At 41.2% G+C, this 18,420-nt stretch carries 22 protein-coding genes; 6 read left to right on the top strand and 16 right to left on the bottom strand.

Annotated features, from left to right (window positions below; genetic code table 11):
- Nucleotides 1–560: 560 nt before the first annotated feature.
- Genes rpsQ through rpsJ form a run of 11 tightly spaced genes read right to left on the bottom strand, consistent with a single transcriptional unit; the run spans nt 561 to nt 5,527 of the window.
- The gene (gene rpsQ / locus H5187_RS13385; protein ID WP_016709053.1) at nt 561–818 is read right to left on the bottom strand and encodes a 30S ribosomal protein S17; all 258 of its coding nucleotides are present in this window, start codon (nt 816–818) and stop codon (nt 561–563) included.
- Nucleotides 818–1,009, bottom strand: a complete 192-nt coding sequence (gene rpmC / locus H5187_RS13380; RefSeq protein ID WP_054552371.1) for a 50S ribosomal protein L29 — start codon at nt 1,007–1,009, stop codon at nt 818–820. Before rpmC ends, rpsQ begins: the two co-directional genes overlap by 1 nt.
- A complete protein-coding gene (rplP, locus tag H5187_RS13375; RefSeq protein WP_002957890.1) occupies nt 1,009–1,422 on the bottom strand; it encodes a 50S ribosomal protein L16 in 414 nt (137 codons plus the stop codon). The genes rpmC and rplP overlap by 1 nt, the downstream gene beginning before the upstream one ends.
- Before the next feature lie 12 nt (nt 1,423–1,434).
- The gene (gene rpsC, locus H5187_RS13370) at nt 1,435–2,136 is read right to left on the bottom strand and encodes a 30S ribosomal protein S3 (RefSeq protein WP_054206128.1); all 702 of its coding nucleotides are present in this window, start codon (nt 2,134–2,136) and stop codon (nt 1,435–1,437) included.
- Nucleotides 2,137–2,147: 11 nt separating this feature from the next.
- Nucleotides 2,148–2,480: a 50S ribosomal protein L22 gene (gene rplV / locus H5187_RS13365; protein ID WP_004588690.1), complete on the bottom strand. Its 333-nt coding sequence runs from the start codon at nt 2,478–2,480 to the stop codon at nt 2,148–2,150.
- A gap of 14 nt (nt 2,481–2,494) precedes the next feature.
- A complete protein-coding gene (gene rpsS / locus H5187_RS13360) occupies nt 2,495–2,773 on the bottom strand; it encodes a 30S ribosomal protein S19 (protein WP_010561269.1) in 279 nt (92 codons plus the stop codon).
- 15 nt (nt 2,774–2,788) lie between these two features.
- Entirely contained in the window at nt 2,789–3,613 is an 825-nt protein-coding gene (gene rplB / locus H5187_RS13355) for a 50S ribosomal protein L2 (RefSeq protein ID WP_007376192.1), read from the bottom strand.
- Between the two features lie 17 nt (nt 3,614–3,630).
- The gene (gene rplW / locus H5187_RS13350; protein WP_054206127.1) at nt 3,631–3,933 is read right to left on the bottom strand and encodes a 50S ribosomal protein L23; all 303 of its coding nucleotides are present in this window, start codon (nt 3,931–3,933) and stop codon (nt 3,631–3,633) included.
- Nucleotides 3,930–4,535 (bottom strand): 50S ribosomal protein L4, encoded by a 606-nt coding sequence (gene rplD / locus H5187_RS13345; RefSeq protein ID WP_054206126.1) that lies wholly within the window; start codon nt 4,533–4,535, stop codon nt 3,930–3,932. Before rplD ends, rplW begins: the two co-directional genes overlap by 4 nt.
- A 17-nt stretch (nt 4,536–4,552) precedes the next feature.
- Nucleotides 4,553–5,188 carry a 50S ribosomal protein L3 gene (rplC, locus tag H5187_RS13340; RefSeq protein WP_054206125.1) on the bottom strand — a complete coding sequence of 212 codons (636 nt, stop codon included), beginning with the start codon at nt 5,186–5,188 and terminating at the stop codon, nt 4,553–4,555.
- 27 nt (nt 5,189–5,215) lie between these two features.
- Nucleotides 5,216–5,527 carry a 30S ribosomal protein S10 gene (rpsJ, locus tag H5187_RS13335; protein ID WP_002957900.1) on the bottom strand — a complete coding sequence of 104 codons (312 nt, stop codon included), beginning with the start codon at nt 5,525–5,527 and terminating at the stop codon, nt 5,216–5,218.
- A 419-nt stretch (nt 5,528–5,946) separates the two neighbouring features.
- Between rpsJ and plsB the strand changes: the two genes are divergently transcribed.
- On the top strand, nt 5,947–8,391 hold the full coding sequence (plsB, locus tag H5187_RS13330) for a glycerol-3-phosphate 1-O-acyltransferase PlsB (protein ID WP_182797938.1): 2,445 nt from the start codon (nt 5,947–5,949) through the stop codon (nt 8,389–8,391).
- 14 nt (nt 8,392–8,405) lie between these two features.
- Here the strand turns inward: plsB and tesB are convergent, their stop codons facing one another.
- Entirely contained in the window at nt 8,406–9,263 is an 858-nt protein-coding gene (gene tesB, locus H5187_RS13325) for an acyl-CoA thioesterase II (RefSeq protein ID WP_145237887.1), read from the bottom strand.
- A gap of 76 nt (nt 9,264–9,339) precedes the next feature.
- Here tesB and H5187_RS13320 point away from each other — a divergent pair, with 76 nt between their 5' ends.
- The gene (locus tag H5187_RS13320) at nt 9,340–9,798 is read left to right on the top strand and encodes an EVE domain-containing protein (RefSeq protein WP_182718560.1); all 459 of its coding nucleotides are present in this window, start codon (nt 9,340–9,342) and stop codon (nt 9,796–9,798) included.
- Nucleotides 9,799–9,885: 87 nt separating this feature from the next.
- A complete protein-coding gene (locus tag H5187_RS13315) occupies nt 9,886–10,917 on the top strand; it encodes a cytosolic protein (protein ID WP_182783903.1) in 1,032 nt (343 codons plus the stop codon).
- Nucleotides 10,918–10,979: 62 nt separating this feature from the next.
- Here the strand turns inward: H5187_RS13315 and H5187_RS13310 are convergent, their stop codons facing one another.
- Together H5187_RS13310 and H5187_RS13305 are read right to left on the bottom strand one after the other, a co-directional pair.
- A complete protein-coding gene (locus H5187_RS13310; protein WP_182783901.1) occupies nt 10,980–11,189 on the bottom strand; it encodes a hypothetical protein in 210 nt (69 codons plus the stop codon).
- On the bottom strand, nt 11,189–12,256 hold the full coding sequence (locus tag H5187_RS13305) for a potassium channel family protein (RefSeq protein WP_182718559.1): 1,068 nt from the start codon (nt 12,254–12,256) through the stop codon (nt 11,189–11,191). The genes H5187_RS13310 and H5187_RS13305 overlap by 1 nt, the downstream gene beginning before the upstream one ends.
- 169 nt (nt 12,257–12,425) lie before the next feature.
- On the opposite strand from H5187_RS13305, the gene H5187_RS13300 reads away from it, so the two are divergent.
- Together H5187_RS13300 and H5187_RS13295 are read left to right on the top strand one after the other, a co-directional pair.
- Nucleotides 12,426–13,376, top strand: a complete 951-nt coding sequence (locus tag H5187_RS13300) for a chemotaxis protein CheV (RefSeq protein WP_149980441.1) — start codon at nt 12,426–12,428, stop codon at nt 13,374–13,376.
- 165 nt (nt 13,377–13,541) lie between these two features.
- Nucleotides 13,542–14,855: a short-chain fatty acid transporter gene (locus H5187_RS13295; RefSeq protein WP_182797937.1), complete on the top strand. Its 1,314-nt coding sequence runs from the start codon at nt 13,542–13,544 to the stop codon at nt 14,853–14,855.
- 51 nt (nt 14,856–14,906) lie between these two features.
- On the opposite strand, the gene H5187_RS13290 is transcribed toward H5187_RS13295, so the two are convergent.
- The gene (locus H5187_RS13290; protein ID WP_182797940.1) at nt 14,907–15,923 is read right to left on the bottom strand and encodes a metalloprotease; all 1,017 of its coding nucleotides are present in this window, start codon (nt 15,921–15,923) and stop codon (nt 14,907–14,909) included.
- A 144-nt stretch (nt 15,924–16,067) separates the two neighbouring features.
- Here H5187_RS13290 and H5187_RS13285 point away from each other — a divergent pair, with 144 nt between their 5' ends.
- Complete coding sequence (locus H5187_RS13285; RefSeq protein ID WP_149980438.1) at nt 16,068–17,288, top strand: EAL domain-containing protein; 1,221 nt, start codon at nt 16,068–16,070, stop codon at nt 17,286–17,288.
- On the opposite strand, the gene H5187_RS13280 is transcribed toward H5187_RS13285, so the two are convergent.
- Nucleotides 17,285–18,361, bottom strand: coding sequence for a CNNM domain-containing protein (locus H5187_RS13280; RefSeq protein ID WP_182797939.1), 1,077 nt, complete (start codon nt 18,359–18,361; stop codon nt 17,285–17,287). The two genes, H5187_RS13285 and H5187_RS13280, sit on opposite strands and share 4 nt — an antisense overlap.
- Nucleotides 18,362–18,420: the final 59 nt, after the last annotated feature.

Raw genomic sequence — 18,420 nt, 5'->3', positions numbered from 1 at the left:
CAGCGGTCAGCGCAGAAAAACATCAGCCTTTGCACTTGCAAAGGCTGTTTTGCTCTCTAATTTTATAACCCAATTTATGCAGTAAGAATATAATTAATGCTCTTTTGTTTGTCATTGTTGGGCATCTTTTTTGTTGCTCAACCCATGCTAACGCAGCAGTTGCAAATTCACTGTTATTTGCAATTGAGTGATCCACCGCTTCTGCAATCTTCACAATTTGCAAAATAGATTGTCTATATTCGGTAAGGCCTAGGCTTAAAAGGTAATTTTGAATCGGACACATAGCATTTAATCAGAGTGAAAAAATACAGCATAAAAGCTGGAGCTAGGTTAAGGTCAAGTAGTTTTTTATGAGGGAAATTTAGCGAAGTGCTTTTCTGTAGTATGAATTTTTATACCTGCATATTCGTGACGTTCTTTTCTTCAAGGCCCTCAATAGACTCAGGCGTTCAACTTCACTCCGAGCGGCTTACGGCTTAAAACTTACCGCTTATAGCTTTTTAAAAACAAAAAGCCCCAGCTAATGCCGGGGCTTTTTATAAAACAGACTTAATTAAAAATTAAGCTTGTTTTGGACTAGAAATAACGTCTACTAATGTCCAAGACTTAGTCTTAGAGATTGGAGCGCATTCACGGATAGTAACAACGTCACCCGCTTTTGCTGTGTTATTTTCGTCATGTACGTGTAATTTAGTCGTACGTTTGATGAATTTCCCATAGATTGGGTGCTTCACGTAACGTGCGATAGCGATAGTGAAAGATTTTTCCATCTTGTCGCTGATTACAGTGCCTTGAAGAGTACGAATTTTATCACTCATTATTGACCTGCCTTCTGGTTAATAACTGTTTTTACACGCGCGATATCGCGACGTACTGTTCTTAGCGTGTGAGTTTGAGCTAACTGACCGGTGCTTGCTTGCATGCGCAGGTTAAACTGCTCACGAAGAAGACCTAGAAGTTCAGCATTAAGCTCTTCTACGCTTTTATCTTTTAGTTCGCTTGCTTTCATCACATTACCGTCCGAGTTACGAAAGTTGTTTTGAATGGCAGTTTACGAGCAGCAAGGTCGAATGCTTCACGAGCAAGCTCTTCAGAAACACCTTCCATTTCGTAAAGTACTTTACCAGGCTGAATTTCAGCAACCCAATATTCAACAGAACCTTTACCTTTACCCATACGAACTTCAAGAGGCTTTTCTGTGATCGGTTTGTCAGGGAAGACACGGATCCAGATTTTACCTTGACGTTTCACGTGACGTGTCATGGCACGACGAGCTGCTTCGATTTGACGAGCAGTCATGCGGCCACGGCCAGTAGCTTTCAAACCGAAAGTACCGAAGCTTACTTTGTTACCGTTTTGCGCTAAACCACGGTTGCGGCCTTTGTGCATTTTACGGAATTTTGTACGTTTTGGCTGTAACATTACTCGCTACCTCTACTTAGCACTTTTTTTGGCTTTCTTTGGTGCGCGTTTAGCTGGCTTCTCTTGCTCTTGTACTAGTGGTAAACCACCAATAACTTCGCCTTTGAAGATCCAAACTTTAACACCAATGATACCATAAGTGGTTAAGGCTTCAGAAGTTGCGTAGTCGATATCAGCACGAAGAGTATGTAGAGGTACACGACCTTCACGATACCATTCTGAACGTGCGATTTCTGCGCCGCCAAGACGACCGCTAACTTCAACTTTGATCCCTTTAGAACCGATGCGCATTGCATTTTGTACCGAACGCTTCATAGCGCGACGGAACATAACACGACGCTCTAGTTGAGAGGCAATGCCGTCTGCTACTAGTTGTGCATCTAGTTCTGGTTTACGTACTTCAGAAATATTGATCTGAGCAGGTACACCAGCAATCTTAGTTACCGCTTGACGTAATTTTTCTACGTCTTCGCCTTTTTTACCGATAACAACACCCGGACGAGCCGTGTGAATTGTTACGCGGATTGATTTTGCTGGACGCTCAATAACGATTTTAGACACAGAAGCCGCTTTCAATTCCTTAGTAAGGAATGTACGTACTTTGTGATCGCCAAAAAGCTGTGCAGAGAAATCTTTTGAACTCGCGTACCAGGTAGAAACCCAAGGTTTAGATATACCTAGGCGAATACCAGTAGGATGAACTTTTTGTCCCATTACTTATACTCCTAGCTATCTGAAACCACAACAGTGATGTGGCTTGTACGCTTAAGGATGCGGTCTGCGCGTCCTTTAGCACGTGGCATAATACGTTTCATTGTTGGACCATCGTCCACAAAGATCGTTGTTACACGTAGCTCATCAATGTCAGCACCTTCGTTATGCTCTGCGTTAGCAATAGCAGACTCAAGTACTTTCTTAACTAATACAGCCGCTTTCTTAGGGCTGTACGCCAGGATTTCTAGTGCGCGATCGACAGGTAACCCGCGGATCTGATCTGCAACTAGACGTGCTTTTTGCGCCGAACCAGAGGCGAATTTATGTTTAGCTAATGCTTGCATTTATCATTCCCCTCTTAACGTTTCTTCGCTTTCTTATCCGCAGCGTGGCCACGGTAAGTGCGAGTTGGTGCAAATTCACCTAGTTTGTGACCGATCATTTCGTCAGAAACGAAAACTGGTACATGCTGGCGACCATTATGGACAGCAATGGTCAATCCGATCATGTTAGGTATGATCATTGAACGACGGCTCCAAGTTTTAATTGGCTTCTTGTCACCGCTTTCCAAAGCTTTCTCTACCTTCTTCAGCAAGTGTAGGTCTATAAAAGGACCCTTCTTGAGAGAGCGTGGCATGGCTATTCCTCAATATTACTTAGTACGACGACGTACTATAAATTTATCCGTACGCTTGTTCTTACGCGTCTTAGCACCTTTAGTCGGCTTACCCCATGGAGACACAGGATGACGACCACCAGATGTACGACCTTCACCACCACCGTGTGGGTGATCAACCGGGTTCATGGCAACACCACGAACTGTCGGACGAATACCACGCCAGCGATTTGCACCTGCTTTACCAAGTGAACGAAGCATATGCTCAGCATTGCCTACTTCACCTAGCGTCGCACGACAATCTGATTCAACTTTACGAACTTCGCCTGAACGAAGACGTAATGTTACATACTGACCATCACGAGCAAGGATTTGAACGTATGCACCAGCAGAACGTGCGATTTGCGCACCTTTACCTGGTTTTAATTCTACGTTGTGAACAGTCGAACCTACAGGCATATTGCGCATAGGTAATGCATTACCAGGCTTGATTGGTGCATCAACACCAGACTGGATTGCATCACCAGCTTTTAAGCCTTTTGGTGCGATAATGTAACGACGCTCACCGTCTGCATATAATACAAGTGCGATGTTTGCGCTACGATTTGGATCATATTCTAAACGCTCAACAGTGGCTGGAATGCCATCTTTAGTACGTTTAAAATCGATTAAACGGTAATGCTGCTTATGACCACCACCGATATGACGAACCGTAATACGACCATTGTTATTACGACCACCTGATTTAGAGTTTTTCTCTAATAGTGGTGCGTATGGCTTGCCCTTATGTAGATCTGGGTTTACCACTTTAACTAGGTGACGACGACCCGCAGAAGTTGGCTTACACTTTTGAAGTGCCATAATTCTAACTCCCCTTATTACTCGGCGCCGCCGACAAAGTCTAGTTCGCTGCCTTCTTTAAGAGTAACGTAAGCTTTTTTCCAGTCGCTACGACGACCGAAACGTGCGCCAGTACGTTTTGTTTTACCCTTAACATTAAGTGTGCGAACACCAGTTACTTCCACTTCAAAAAGCTTCTCTACAGCTGCTTTAACTTCAGCTTTAGTTGCGTCATTTACTACTTTGAAAACGATAGTGTTGTTTTCTTCAGCAGCAATAGTGCTTTTTTCAGAGATATGTGGAGCAAGGATCACTTTTAAAAGACGTTCTTCACGAATCATGCTAGCGTCTCCTCAAGTTGCTTAACAGCAGCTGCTGTAATAAGTACCTTATCGAAAGCGATTAAGCTTACAGGGTCGATACCAGCTACATCACGCGTGTCAACCTTGTACAGGTTACGTGCCGATAAAAATAGATTCTCATCTACTTCTTCAGTTACGATTAGAACATCTTTAAGCTCAAGTTCTTTAAGCTTAGCAACTAGTTCTTTAGTTTTTGGTGCTGCTAGAGCAAAACTTTCAACAACGATTAAACGCTCTTGACGAACTAATTCAGATAAAATGCTTTTGATCGCACCGCGGTACATTTTACGGTTTACTTTTTGGCTGTGGTCTTGTGGTTTAGCTGCGAAGCTAACGCCACCTGAACGCCAAATTGGACTACGGATTGTACCAGCACGTGCACGGCCAGTACCTTTTTGAGCCCATGGTTTTTTACCACCACCGCTTACTTCAGAACGTGTCTTCTGAGCACGAGTACCTTGACGAGCACCTGCTGCGTATGCAACAACTACTTGATGTACTAATGCTTCGTTAAACTCACGTCCAAAAGTAGCTTCAGAAACTTCAAGACCGCCAGAAGCGTCTTTAATTGCTAATTCCATCACTAAATCTCCAGGACTTATGCTTTAACAGCAGGTTTAACGATAACGTCACCGCCGATAGCGCCAGGTACTGCACCTTTAACTAAAAGCAAGTTACGCTCAGCGTCAACGCGTACTAGTTCTAAGTTTTGAGTCGTTACACGCTCAGCACCCATATGACCGGCCATTTTCTTACCTTTAAACACCTTACCAGGTGATTGGTTTTGACCGATTGAACCAGGAGCACGGTGAGATAGAGAGTTACCATGTGTAGCGTCTTGCATGCTGAAATTCCAGCGCTTAACACCACCTTGGAAACCTTTACCTTTAGAAGTACCGGTTACGTCAACTTTGTTGATTTCGTTGAATAATTCAACAGTAAGCTCAGCGCCTACTTCAAAATCGCCTTCACCACCATTTAGGCGGAATTCCCACAGACCGCGACCCGCTTCAACACCAGCTTTAGCGAAGTGACCCGCTGTTGCTTTGTTTACACGGCTTGCTTTTTTAGTGCCTGCGGTTACTTGAAGCGCGTTATAACCGTCTGTTGCGTCAGATTTGATCTGAGCAATGCGGTTAGGTGTCGCTTCAATAACTGTCACAGGGATAGATACACCATCTTCAGTGAAGATACGTGTCATACCCACTTTACGACCGACTAGACCTAATGCCATTTTCCTAAAACCTCTCTAATCTTTCGATTAACCCAGGCTGATTTGAACATCAACACCAGCAGCAAGATCTAAACGCATAAGTGCGTCAACAGTCTTGTCAGTTGGTTCTACGATGTCGATCAGACGTTTATGGGTGCGGATCTCGTACTGATCACGCGCATCTTTATTAACGTGCGGTGATGTAAGTACAGTAAAACGTTCAAAGCGTGTAGGTAGTGGAATTGGACCACGTACTTGTGCGCCAGTGCGTTTCGCAGTTTCCACGATTTCCGCCGTTGATTGGTCAATCAAACGGTGGTCAAAAGCTTTTAGGCGAATACGAATGCGTTGATTTGACATTCTTAAACCTCAATATAAAGAGCATTTAAAAGAGCATAAAAAAACGACCGAAACAATCTTAAAAACATAAGATGCCGGTTGTTGATTTATATCTACGTTGAGTTCCAAATCGGAACTCCTGTTTTATTAGCTTGAAATCCAAGCTTAATGTTCCTTCCAAGTTCCCGGGGGAATTTTGAAAGCCTGCGTATTATAGTGATATTGGTGATAAATGCAACAACTATTTCAAACTACCAGAATGAGGATTATTTATACTGTAAAAAAGGGTTGTCACTATGTCGTCATTACTGGGAATTTACTATAGTTAGGAAGCCATGCAATCGGACTTGGCACTAATGATAATGGTCAGTCCAGTTTTTAATTGTTATTATTCATCCTTATTTTGCTTTTATCTCTTAATCCTTAACCTTGGTGAGTTGATGCGTATTTTTAATTATTGCTTGAATTTTGTGTCTATGGTGATGAATCGCCTATTTGTGAAAAGCAAAGTACTGCCCGAGAACCCAATTGAACAATACGGTCTTAATCCCGCCTACCCTACTTTTTATATAGTTAAACTTAATGCTCGCTCAGATTTAGCGGCTCTTGACCGAGTTTGTAAAAATTACAATCTGCCCAGACCAACTGAACAACAGCTGTTGGGTAATGCAGAGTTAGACCGCTTTATTGGCCTACAAAATCCACCACCACTGTTTGGCAGCCAAGCGAAGCCAACTGACGCGCTAAACCAGGGTAAACAAATAATTGCTCAACTATTTACCAGTGGCGAAAAAAACGTGCAAGTCATTCCGGTCACTATTTTATGGGGTCGTAATCCAGGTAAAGAAAAACCAGGTTTAGGTACGCTGGTTTCGCACTCACTTACACCTAGCTGGTTTCGTAAGTTTTTTGTATTACTGTTTTCAGGGCGTGATAACTTTATACGCTTTAGTCAACCGTTGGATTTATCGTTATTAGTAAATGAAAAAGCCGATGTTGATGAGTTACCTCATAAATTACTTCGCGTCGCTAGGGTGCATTTTCGTCGTCAAAAATTGGCGGCAACGGGCCCTAAAATGCCCTCACGCGAGCAACTATTTAATTCATTGTTAGCATCACCGACTATAAAAAAAGCAATTAACGATGAAGCAAAAAGCAAAAAAATCAGCCATGAGCAAGCACGGCAAAATGCGTTAAAGCTATTAGATGAGATTGCTGCTAACTACAGTGATGCCACCATACGTGTTGCAGATCGTGTATTAACCTGGCTATGGAATAAGCTCTACAACGGCATTGATATAAAATACACCGAACAAATCCATGATCTAACCAATAAAGGTCATGAAATTATTTATATGCCGTGTCATCGCAGCCACATGGATTACTTATTACTTACCTACTCGATTTATCATCTTGGTTTAGTACCGCCACATATTGCTGCTGGTATTAACTTAAACTTCTTCCCAGCAGGCGGCATATTCCGCCGCAGTGGCGCATTTTTTATCCGCCGCTCATTTGCTGGCAACAAGCTTTACTCTGCTGTATTTAAAGAGTATTTAAGTCAGTTGTTTATCAAAGGTTACTCAGTTAAGTTTTATACTGAGGGCGGACGTAGCCGTACCGGGCGTTTACTACCACCAAAAACAGGTATGTTGGCGATGACACTACAAGCTATGTTACGTGGTATTGATCGCCCTATTTCGATTGTGCCGGTGTACATTGGTTATGAACACGTCATGGAAATAAATACTTATCTGAAAGAACTCGCAGGTGATGATAAAAAAGGCGAGTCGATTTTCGGTATTTTCAAAGCCATTAAAAATCTCAAAAACTATGGCCGCGGCTATTTGAATTTTGGCGATCCGATTTCGGTTAATCAATATTTAAATGAGCATCAACCTGATTGGCGTGAATCTATTCACCCAACTGATGTACAAAAACCACAATGGCTTGGTCCGCAAGTGGCGACTTTAGCGGATAAAGTGATGGTTAATATTAATAGTGCCGCCGCGCTTAACGCAGTTAATTTACTGGCAATGATCTTACTGGTAAATGATAAGCAAGCATTGAGCAAACCTAAATTGTTAGCACAACTAGACTTTTACTTACATTTACAACGTAGCGCTAGTTACAGTGAAAAAATCACCACCCCAGATGAAACTTCATCACAGTTACTCGAACATGCTTTAAAGTTGAATAAATTTGACGTTATAAGCGATGAGTTTGGCGAGATTATCGCGATTAACGATAAAGAGAAAATCCTCTTTAACTACTACCGTAATAATATTCTTCATGTGTTTGCCGTACCAAGCTTACTGGCACTGCATATATTTAAAAGCCATAAAACGACAGTATCGCAGTGCCAAAAATTGGTTAACTGTTTTTACCCGATGTTTGCTAAAGAATGGTTTTTACACGAACTTGATGAAAATTATATCACCCGCATACTGGCCAGCTTTGTAGATCAAGATTTAATAGAAATTGATGGTGATAACATAAAAATCACCAACAGTAATGATTGCTTAGCCAAGCTGGAAATTCTAGGTCGTGCGCTTAGCTTAACCCTGCAACGCTACGCCATTGTGATTGGCTTTATTCAAACCAGTAAAGAAATTGAACGCGCAGAACTTGAACGCGAAAGCCAAGTATTAGCGCAGCGCTTAGGTACCTTGCATGGTATTAAGACTCCTGAGTTTTTTGACAAAAAAGTATTGGTAGGCTTTATTAGCAACTTGCGCGAACAAAATTTAATTAGCGAAACCGAGAATGGCTTACAGGGCAGTACTGAACTTTGTGAAGTGTATATTCATCTTAAAGCCTTGCTGCCAGCGCGAGTCTGGCAGTCAATTAGTGATATTATGCAAGGACAATGTAAGCAAAAATAACTGCAAGCGGCATATTAACGCTGACGCATTACACCTTCTTGGATCGTTGAGGCAACTAAATTGCCTTGACGGTCAAAGAACTGACCACGCACCAACCCCCGCCCTGAGCTCGCACTTGGGCTATCAATGGTATATAAGATCCAATCATCCATTCGAAACGGACGATGAAACCACATCGCATGGTCAATTGTTGCTACTTGCATGTTTGGCTGCATAAACGAGACACCATGGGGCTGTAGAGCCGTTGGTAAAAACTCAAAGTCAGACGCATACGCCAATAAATAGTTATGAATACGTTGATCATCTGGCATCTCGCCATTGGCTTTGAACCAAATATGTTTAACCGGCTCCATTACCTCTGGCTTAAATGGGTTATGAAAGGTGACCGGACGCATTTCAATCGGCATTTCGCGAATAAACTTATTGCGGATCACCTCAGGTATATGAGATGCGTGCTCTTGATAAAACTCCAGTGATGAGCGCAGCTCCTCAGGAGCAGGTACATCCGGCATAGTAGCTTGATGCGACAAGCCATCTTCAGCACCTTGAAATGATGCCGTCATATAAAAAATAGGTTTTCCATATTGAATAGCACTAACTCGGCGAGTACTAAAGCTCTTACCATCACGGATCGTTTCAACATCGTACACAATTGGCTTTGCAGCATCACCAGGGCGTAAAAAATAAGAATGCAGTGAATGAACAATACGGCCTTCCGGTAAGGTTTCTTTAGCTGCAGACAGTGCTTGGCCCATGACTTGACCACCAAATACCGCACGAAAACCCAAATCTTGGCTTTGCCCTCGATACAAGCCCTGCTCTATTTCTTCTAACGTTAATAACGACAATAAATCATCTAAAACTTGGCTCATAGTTGCTCCTCAATCCCATTTAGATTTTAATGATACTATAGACAAGTATGATGTAAATATTTCAAGGATCCTAGTTATGGCGTATTGGTTATTTAAAACTGAACCCGATGCATTTTCAATCGACGATTTAAAAAGCGCCCCTGCACAAACCACTGCATGGGAAGGTGTGCGCAACTACCAAGCCCGTAATTTTATGCGCGAGGGCGTAAAGCTCGGCGATTTAGTAATGATTTACCATTCTAGCTGTAAACACGTCGGCGTTGCAGGTATCGCAATAGTGACTGCTGAAGCCTACCCAGATCCTTGCCAGTTTGATTTAAGCAGTGATTATTACGATCCTAAATCAACCTGTGATAAACCGAGATGGGTTGTGGTTGATGTAACCTATCAGCAGCATTTAAATAAATTAGTCAGCTTAAAAGCGATTAAAGAAAACGACGCCATCACCGAAATAGCTCTAAAAAAAGGTGGTCGATTATCGGTAATGCCAGTGACTAAAGCGGATTGGCAAGCAATTATAAAAATGGCAGAGTAACAACAATAATTTGCTGCTAATACATCACGTTTTCCTTCTTTTTCCAAATTTGCTAAAATAGTTGGCTTGTTTTAGTTAGGGGGTTAGATGAAATTACTGTATTGGTTAGATGAGTGGTTAACTCTACCTCAAGATGAACAGCAAACCAGATTACCTATCTCTGGAGGCGATTTACTTGGCGATGTTTTTGTTAAGTATCACTTTATTGATATAAATAAGCCTTTATTGTTCACCTTTTCTCCTGCAGGTACTAATTACCAAGAGCATGATCTCAATGATGATTTTAGCCCTTGGGGATTTCAACTAGCGCAAAAACAACATGTGAATGTTATTTCTTTTCAGCACTTAGGAATAAGTAATTGGTTTAGACACCGTAATTTACTGTTTTTCCTCGAGCAACTCGCTCCCTTGCTAACACCCTTTACCCAGAGATTAGGCTACGGCTTAAGCCGAGGTGGCTTTGCTGTGGGTGCATTTGCTAATTTACTAAAGCTAGATAAGGTACTGTTATTTCACCCTGTTAGCACCAAAAATAAAGCACTTGCTCCTTGGGATGACCGCTCAAGTACCGATATAGCACAACAATTCGATTGGGAGCAAGATTACCACGATCTCGATTTAGGCAATGCTAAAGGCTATATAATTTACGACCCGACCAATCGTATTGACCGTGGCCATGCTAAGCGCTATTCGCAACTAACCCACTTACGCGTGTTTGGTATGGGTCACAGTACCCATGCCACCTACCTAAATAAATTTGGCTTTTATAAACAAGTGGCCGTCGACTTTATTAGCCATCAACAAGTCGATATTGCGCAATTTCGCCTACAAACCAAAACCCTGCGCTTTAAAGAAGACTATTATAGAAGGCTCAACAAGGCGAATGCTAAATCGGCACACCGCCAAGTATTATTAAGCAAAGCGCACAACATACTAATTGATGAAAAAGCAGCGCATGTGCAAGAGCATCAAGCAAAAATTGATATTCAACCATTGATTGATGTCGCGCTAAAGCACCAAGATAAACACCCTAAGGATGCCATTCAGCTGCTGGAAGTTGCTCAGCAACTTGCCCCTGATGATCCTTTAGTGGAGCACAAACTAAAACAGTTAAAATAAAAAACCGTGCTTGTTTAATCAAGCACGGTTGGCAAATTTATATGTAAACTGACAACTCAATTTTAGCCTTTCTTTTTCTTGGTAGTTTTCTTTTTGTGCCCGTGCTTGGGCACTATCGTAAAATACATCACCAGTGCAAGCCAGGAGAAAAGGATAATGCCGATTAACCAGCCATTTTTTTCATGACCTTGCGTGCGCTTACTGTTAAGCACAATTACCACAGGTAAAATATAAGCACTCAAAAGTAGAATTAAAAACGCCACTTCATTCATTACTTAGCAAGCCCCTGCCAATCGACTTCGCTGCTTAAAACACGATCAACCGCGATGTAATGTAAAATATCACCACTGTTAACCGGATAATCCAGTGGTGGATTTAAATCCATATTTTGCGCACTCAAGTTGTGAGCAACACCAAGTAAAATAGCATCATGGTCGTGTTTAAAATGATGAAATAATTTACCAAATTCCATTACCGCTAAATCAGCAGGAATAGCTAAACTAAACTGGGTATCACCATGCAAAGTAGATAATAATTCCTCTTGTACACGACTTGAGCCGGGGTCTTGCATTGAACGTACTAGAATTTCGGCTGACTTAGCCGTTGAACATTCCACGTTGTAACAATGTTCTAGTAGCATTTCGACTTTACTCTCATCGTTAAAGTGCGCACTAATATGGCAGTCATCTTTCACTAATTTACTAATGCGCAGGGCGGTGGTAAAAGTTTCGTCGTCGTCTTGCCCGTCAATAATAATTTTATCTGCCAGTTTAATTGCGACCCTTTCCAGCTCGCTTAAATCTGTAAAACTAGTTAAGCGTACAAAATCAACATGGGCATTAGCTAAAAATGGATGCTCCATTGACTCTGTGACCGCAAGCAAAATTCGTCGATCCAAACGCTTTTGGTCAGCGAGAATATAATCAATCATTTTTTTAGTACGAATTTGATGCCAGCCAAAAATAATAATGTGATTGTGAAAATGTGCAAAACTTTTATCACCCGTCATAGCGCGCCTAATTAAATAAGTAACTGTTTGCCCTGTTTTACCTAACAGAACACCAAATAAAGCTAAACCAAATGGAATTTGCAGTATCGCCACAATCCATCTACCCAGATCTGTAGTTGCACTAAAATCACCATATCCTACCGTTGAGGTAGTAACGATATAGTAATAAACAAAGGTGCTAACGGGCCTTAGTGCGGCTTCTCCTGCGAAGATTAACAACAACCAGATCAAGACCATATGTAATAATGTCGCAATAGCGACAGCTTGCCAACTAACCTGATCAATATGATTTCTGACTAGTAAAAATAATCGTTTAAATATAAAAGGCATGCCCACACTTGGTTATTCAGCTATCAATTATCCGATAAGTTACTGTAATGCTGAAATGAAGGCAATGCTTGAAATACCTTTGAGGATCAAGATTATTATCTAGACTGCTTTTTTAAAGTAGAACAGTGTAAGCTATACTTGAATTATTAATTATAAAGTCGAGCGTGTTATGTCAGGTGTATTAGCTTCTGTTGATCAACGAACTCAACTCGTTGGTGAAAATCGCTTAGAGTTATTATTGTTTTATTTGCACAGTCGTCACTTGTTTGCTCTTAATGTCTTTAAAGTTAAAGAAGTAGTGAAACTGCCGCATCTTAGTATCATTCCACATGCCCATCCTAAAATATCAGGCGTGGCCAATATTCGTGGTGAATCAATCCCTGTTATTGATTTACGCCAAGCGATTTGCATGTCTGCGGCTAAGAATACTGAAGATAGTAACTTAGTGATCACTGAATACAATCGTACAGTACAAGGGTTTTTAATTGGTAAGGTTGATCAAATCGTTAATATGACATGGTCAGATATAATGCCACCGCCTTCCTCTATCGGTAAAAATCATTATCTAACTGCGCTCACTAAAATTCAACGTGATGGTCAAGAGCAGTTAGTAGAGATCATTGATGTAGAAAAAGTACTAGCAGAGATTATTGAGTACGAAGTGCAAATCTCTGATGAGGTACTTGACCAAAGTATCGTAAACGAATTTGTTGGCCGAAAAATACTCCATGCAGACGACTCACCTACAGCACGAAAGCAAGTGAGCGATACATTAACGCAGTTGGGTATTGAGATTATCCCAGCGAGTAATGGTCTTGAAGCACTCAATATGCTTAAAGCCTGGGCTGATAAAGGCATGGACGTAGAAAAAGAGTTACTGATGGTGATCACCGATGCAGAAATGCCAGCAATGGATGGTTATCGCTTAACGCACGAGATACGTAACGATAACCGCTTAAAAAATCTGCATGTGGTACTTAACACATCCCTCAGTGGCAGCTTTAACCAAGCCATGGTCGAGAAAGTGGGTTGCAATGCGTTTTTATCTAAATTTCAACCAGATTTACTCGTAGAAGAAGTACAAACACGTTTAAAAGCGGTCCTCGCACCACAGAAATAGCACTGTATCTAAGCGTGGCTAATGCCACGCTAGTGCTTGAATTAACGTTTGTTATAATGACGAAGAAATACGCGATTTAACACCACGACTACAACTCTATTTGCCAATTAAACGCTTTCGTGATTAATTGGCAATATGTAGCAATAATCAAAACACACAATCATTATGCTAAATCATGTTGCCAAACCGTTCACTAAATTAGTGGAACGTTACCTACCCGATCCCTTTATTTTTGTTATTTTACTCACACTACTTACCTTTATAATTGCGTGTGTAGTGACACCTTCAAACCCACAACAAGTGCTGAGCGCGTGGGGCAGTGGTTTTTGGAACTTACTGAGTTTTGCCATGCAGATGCTGTTGGTATTACTCACCGGATATATGCTGGCAAGTACACCGATGATGAGCCGACTGCTCACGCAATTAGCAAAACTTGCCAATACTGCGCCAAAAGCTATTTTATTAGTGACTTTTGTATCATTACTCGCCAGTTGGATTAACTGGGGATTTGGCTTAGTTATTGGCGCTTTATTTGCCAAAGCCATTGCCCGCCACACACTCGTTGATTATCGCTTACTGGTTGCCAGTGCGTATTCTGGCTTTATTGTTTGGCATGGTGGCTTGGCAGGCTCAATTCCTTTAACTATCGCAACGTCAGAGCATTTTGCACAGCAAAGCATTGGTGTGATAAACACCAGCGAAACACTGTTTTCAGGATTTAATATAGCTATAGTTATTGGCTTATTTATCATTATGCCACTGGTTAATCGTTATATGTTACCCAGCGCAAAAGACAGCATTTATGTTGATAAAACGCTATTAGCAGAACCGATACCTAAGCCCTACAATGTTAGTCGCCCTGCCGATAAAATTGAACACAGTAAGTTATTAGGACTAGGCATTGGAGTACTTGGGCTAGTTTATTTAGCTAATTATTTTGTGTTTAGTGGCGGCTCACTTAATTTAAACAGTGTGATTGCACTGTTTTTATTTTCTGCGATTTTACTGCATCAAACGCCGTATAATTTACTTAATAGCCTGCAGCAAGCAGTCCCCAGCGGCGCAGGGATTATTATCCAGTTTCCATTTTATGCAGGGATCATGGCAATCATGGTACAAACGGGTTTGGCGCAGCAGATATCACAAGGATTTATCGCCATCGCCAGTGCACAATCATTGCCATTTTGGAGCTTTTTAAGTGCTGGCTTAGTAAATATATTTGTGCCCTCAGGTGGCGGCCAATGGGCTGTACAAGCGCCTATAGTGATACCCGCAGCACAAGCTCTGGGTGCAGATATGCCGCGCGTCGCGATGGCAGTAGCGTGGGGGGATGCGTGGACTAATCTTATTCAGCCATTCTGGGCTTTACCGGTATTGGCAATTGCCGGCCTAAAAGCCAAAGACATTATGGGCTTTTGTTTAGTGCAGCTAATTATAACCGGCGTGTTTATATCATTGATGTTGAGTTTTTATCCGTAACGCTTGCTGCAAAAATACAGCGTGAGTAACACCTCACGCTATTTAAATTTGTTAACTCGATAGAATTTTCATTGGCAGGCTTAAAATTGCGTTTTCAGAGTCAGCAAAGTGCATCATCACCCCGACGTGTCCTGCAACGACGAGTGCATACATTACCGCTGAAAAACCTTGCCCGTATTTATCTAGTGGCAGTAAATGCGAATAGTGGCGGCCGCGCCATTCAAAGGCGATTTCCAGTGCACCGATAAATAAGAAAAACACTAATAGCATTAAACCAAAGGTGTAGCTTAGCCATAAGCCAAATAACACGCCTAAAATACAAATACTTAAACCAACCCATGAACGCATTGAGAAGCTAATACTTTTTAATACATGCCCGCCATCAAGCGGTAAAATAGGCAGCAAGTTAAATAAATTCAATAATGCGCTGAGTACTGCGACCCCGGCAAATATTTCCATCTCGGTGGCATAATAAAGCACCACACCAAGTACGGAGGTGATCAAACCAAATGCAGGCCCCATTAAAGAAATCACCACATCTTGCCAGCGGGTGGTAATTTTATCGTCGCTTACGGCAAGCCCGCCAACAAATGGGATTAAATAGATACCCTTGGTTTTAATACCAAAATATTGCATTGCTCTGACATGGCCGTACTCGTGGATCACCAAACAAGCAATTAGCATAAGCGCAAACTCAAACGTAAATAACCAAGCATAACCAGCCACTGAGGCGCCCGCTAATACTACCTTGACGACTTTCGCACTTTTAAAAATCTTAAAACCGAGCGCAAATAATCCAAGCAGCCCCTGCTTAGGTTTAGTTTTTTCAATAGGCGGTAATGTCAGTTGTTTTACAAATTCATTATCAATATGTAGCGCTATACTATGCTCAATGACCGTACTGGTGTCTAAACCAATCACTTGATTATTTAGCTTAAATTCAAAATAGTTAACACGTGGATTATCAAATCCGATTGCCTGTTGTTGCTGAAAAATTTTTACAATTTGTTGCCCCGCGAGCACTAAACTAAATTGTTGATCAGCAAGGGTCAGCTGTATTTGCATGATGTCACTTCAAATCTTAAAAATTATATCGTTAGTATACCCATTTTTTTAGCTAGATTATGGAATATATTTGCAACTATAAAGCTGACACCTTCGCTATTCTCGACTACTTTTAATTAACGAGTAAATTTTATTTCAGGGAAGAAAATGACAAAGCTAGCACGCAGCATTTTGGTCGTTGATGATTCAAAAGCTATTTTAGTAGTGATGCAGGCTATCTTAAATGAGCTTGATGTGCCCAATGTAACAACCTGTTTAGATGCGCAAGATGCCCTCAATAAAGTAAAAGCGCATCCATATGCTTTTGATGCCGTATTTACTGATCTGAATATGCCGAACATGGATGGCATGGAGCTTATTCGTCACCTTGGCGAGTTACATTACCCTGGGGCAATTGTCATTATTTCTGAAATGAATTCAAAAATCATTGATTTAGCGGCTGATTTAGCGCGTAAAAACAACGTACATTTAATTGGTAATATCGCCAAACCAGTACAACTCAACCAAGTTTATACACTGCTACAAAAACTAGAGTATTTAGCTTGTCATACTGAAAAGCCCACAGAACCAATTTCTGAAACGCAATTACTGCATGCGATAAGCCATAATGAGATAACGCCGTTTTATCAACCAAAAATAAACCGTACTAATAATAAAGTTGAAAGCGTAGAAGTATTAGCCAGAATTGTGACCGCAGCACAAGGTGCTATATTTTTACCTGAACGGTTTATTTGTGTTGCTGAAGATTTAGATTTAATTAATCTGATCACGTTTCAGTTGTTTGAAAAGGCAACAGGCGATTTCTCAGAAATAAAAACTCGTTTAGGCTACAAACTTAAACTGGCTTTTAATTTGTCCCCCTGCCAGCTAGAAGATTTAAGCTGCCCGGATAAGCTGGCTTTAATTTTACATCTTAATCAACTGACCCCAAGTGAGATTATTTTAGAGATCACAGAACAGCATGCTTTATCCAGTTCTGCACAGCTAGAAACTCTAAACCGTTTACGAATGCGCGGTTTTGGCATTTCTCTTGATGATTTTGGCACCGGCTTTACCAATGTACAGCAATTAAAAACATTGCCTTTTACTGAGGTGAAAATAGATCGTACCTTGATCAGTAATATTGAAAGTGATTTATTTTCTCAAGTCATTGTTAGTAGCTTAGTAAATATAGCCATTCAAGATGACTTAACAATTGTCGCTGAAGGCATTGAGCGCGTTGAAGAGCTTGAATACTTAGATCGTTTTAAAGAGCACATCTTAATGCAGGGCTTTTTGATCAGTCGCCCAAAAGGCAAAACTGAATTTATTCGTTGGGCGCAATCATGGCTACATATGGTTTCATTAAATAGTCATAGCCGACGTTAATTTTTTCGTTTCGCCATGGTATTCTCAGTACTTAACAATTTATTGCTACTTTCCAAGCGCTGACGCCAGCGTTGCTTAGCAACTGCCTGCATATTAGCTGATTGATCATGCTCATCGACTATTTCAAAGCCCATTAACGCTTCGATCATATCTTCGAGTGTCACAATCCCCTGCACATCACCATATTCATCTATCACTAAACAAATATGAGTACGCTCAGCTAGCAAAGTATGCAATAAAGTAGGTACGTATAAAGTCTCTGGCACAGTATAAATAGGTTTTATCAACTTACTGATTTTATAGTTTTCACCCAACCTATGATACGCCAGCATAATATCGTTTTTATGCACAAAACCGATAATATCATCACCATTTTTATCATATACCAACACCCGAGAAAACGACGCTGAACCATGCTCAGCCAAATATTGATTTACGGTTAAATCTTTATGTACTTTAAACAAAACGGTACGCGGGGTAATTAACGCATCTAATTTGGCGTGACGAAAATGCAATAAACTACGGATGATTTCAGACTCTTCCTGATGTAAGGCACCTGATTGCGATCCCATATCAGCCATGGCTTCAATTTCTTGGCGAATATAGTACTCTTCGTTGTAATTACGACCCAACATACCGGTGAGTTTTTCAGCAAGCCACACAAAAGGTTTGAGTGCGATAACTAAATACTGTAATGCTTTGGTCACCATAGGAGCAAGCGTTCGCCAATGCTTTGCGCCCAGAGTTTTTGGAATGATTTCCGACAACACTAATACTAACAAAGTCATTATCGCCGAAGCAATTCCCACCGCCGCATCAGAAAAAACTACGGCAGCTTGTGCCCCTACACCGGCAGCTCCAGCAGTATGGGCAACCGTATTTAAGGTTAAAATAGCAGCTAAAGGCTGATCAACATTGGTTTTCAAGTGCTCGAAACGCTTGGCTAGTTTAGGCTTTTTTTTACGTAATACTGCAACATAGCTAGGCGTTATACTCAATAATACGGCTTCCATAATCGAACATAAAAAAGAAATCGTAATCGCCGCTACCATGTAAACGATTAATAATGTCACTGTTACCTCTACGCTACTCAATTGCTCAACACCTTACCAAGTGTCAGCCCTAACCTCAA

The sequence above is a fragment of the Pseudoalteromonas sp. SG44-1 genome (assembly GCF_014164315.1).
Taxonomy (GTDB): domain Bacteria; phylum Pseudomonadota; class Gammaproteobacteria; order Enterobacterales; family Alteromonadaceae; genus Pseudoalteromonas; species Pseudoalteromonas rhizosphaerae.
This window is presented reverse-complemented; position numbering and strand designations above follow the sequence as displayed.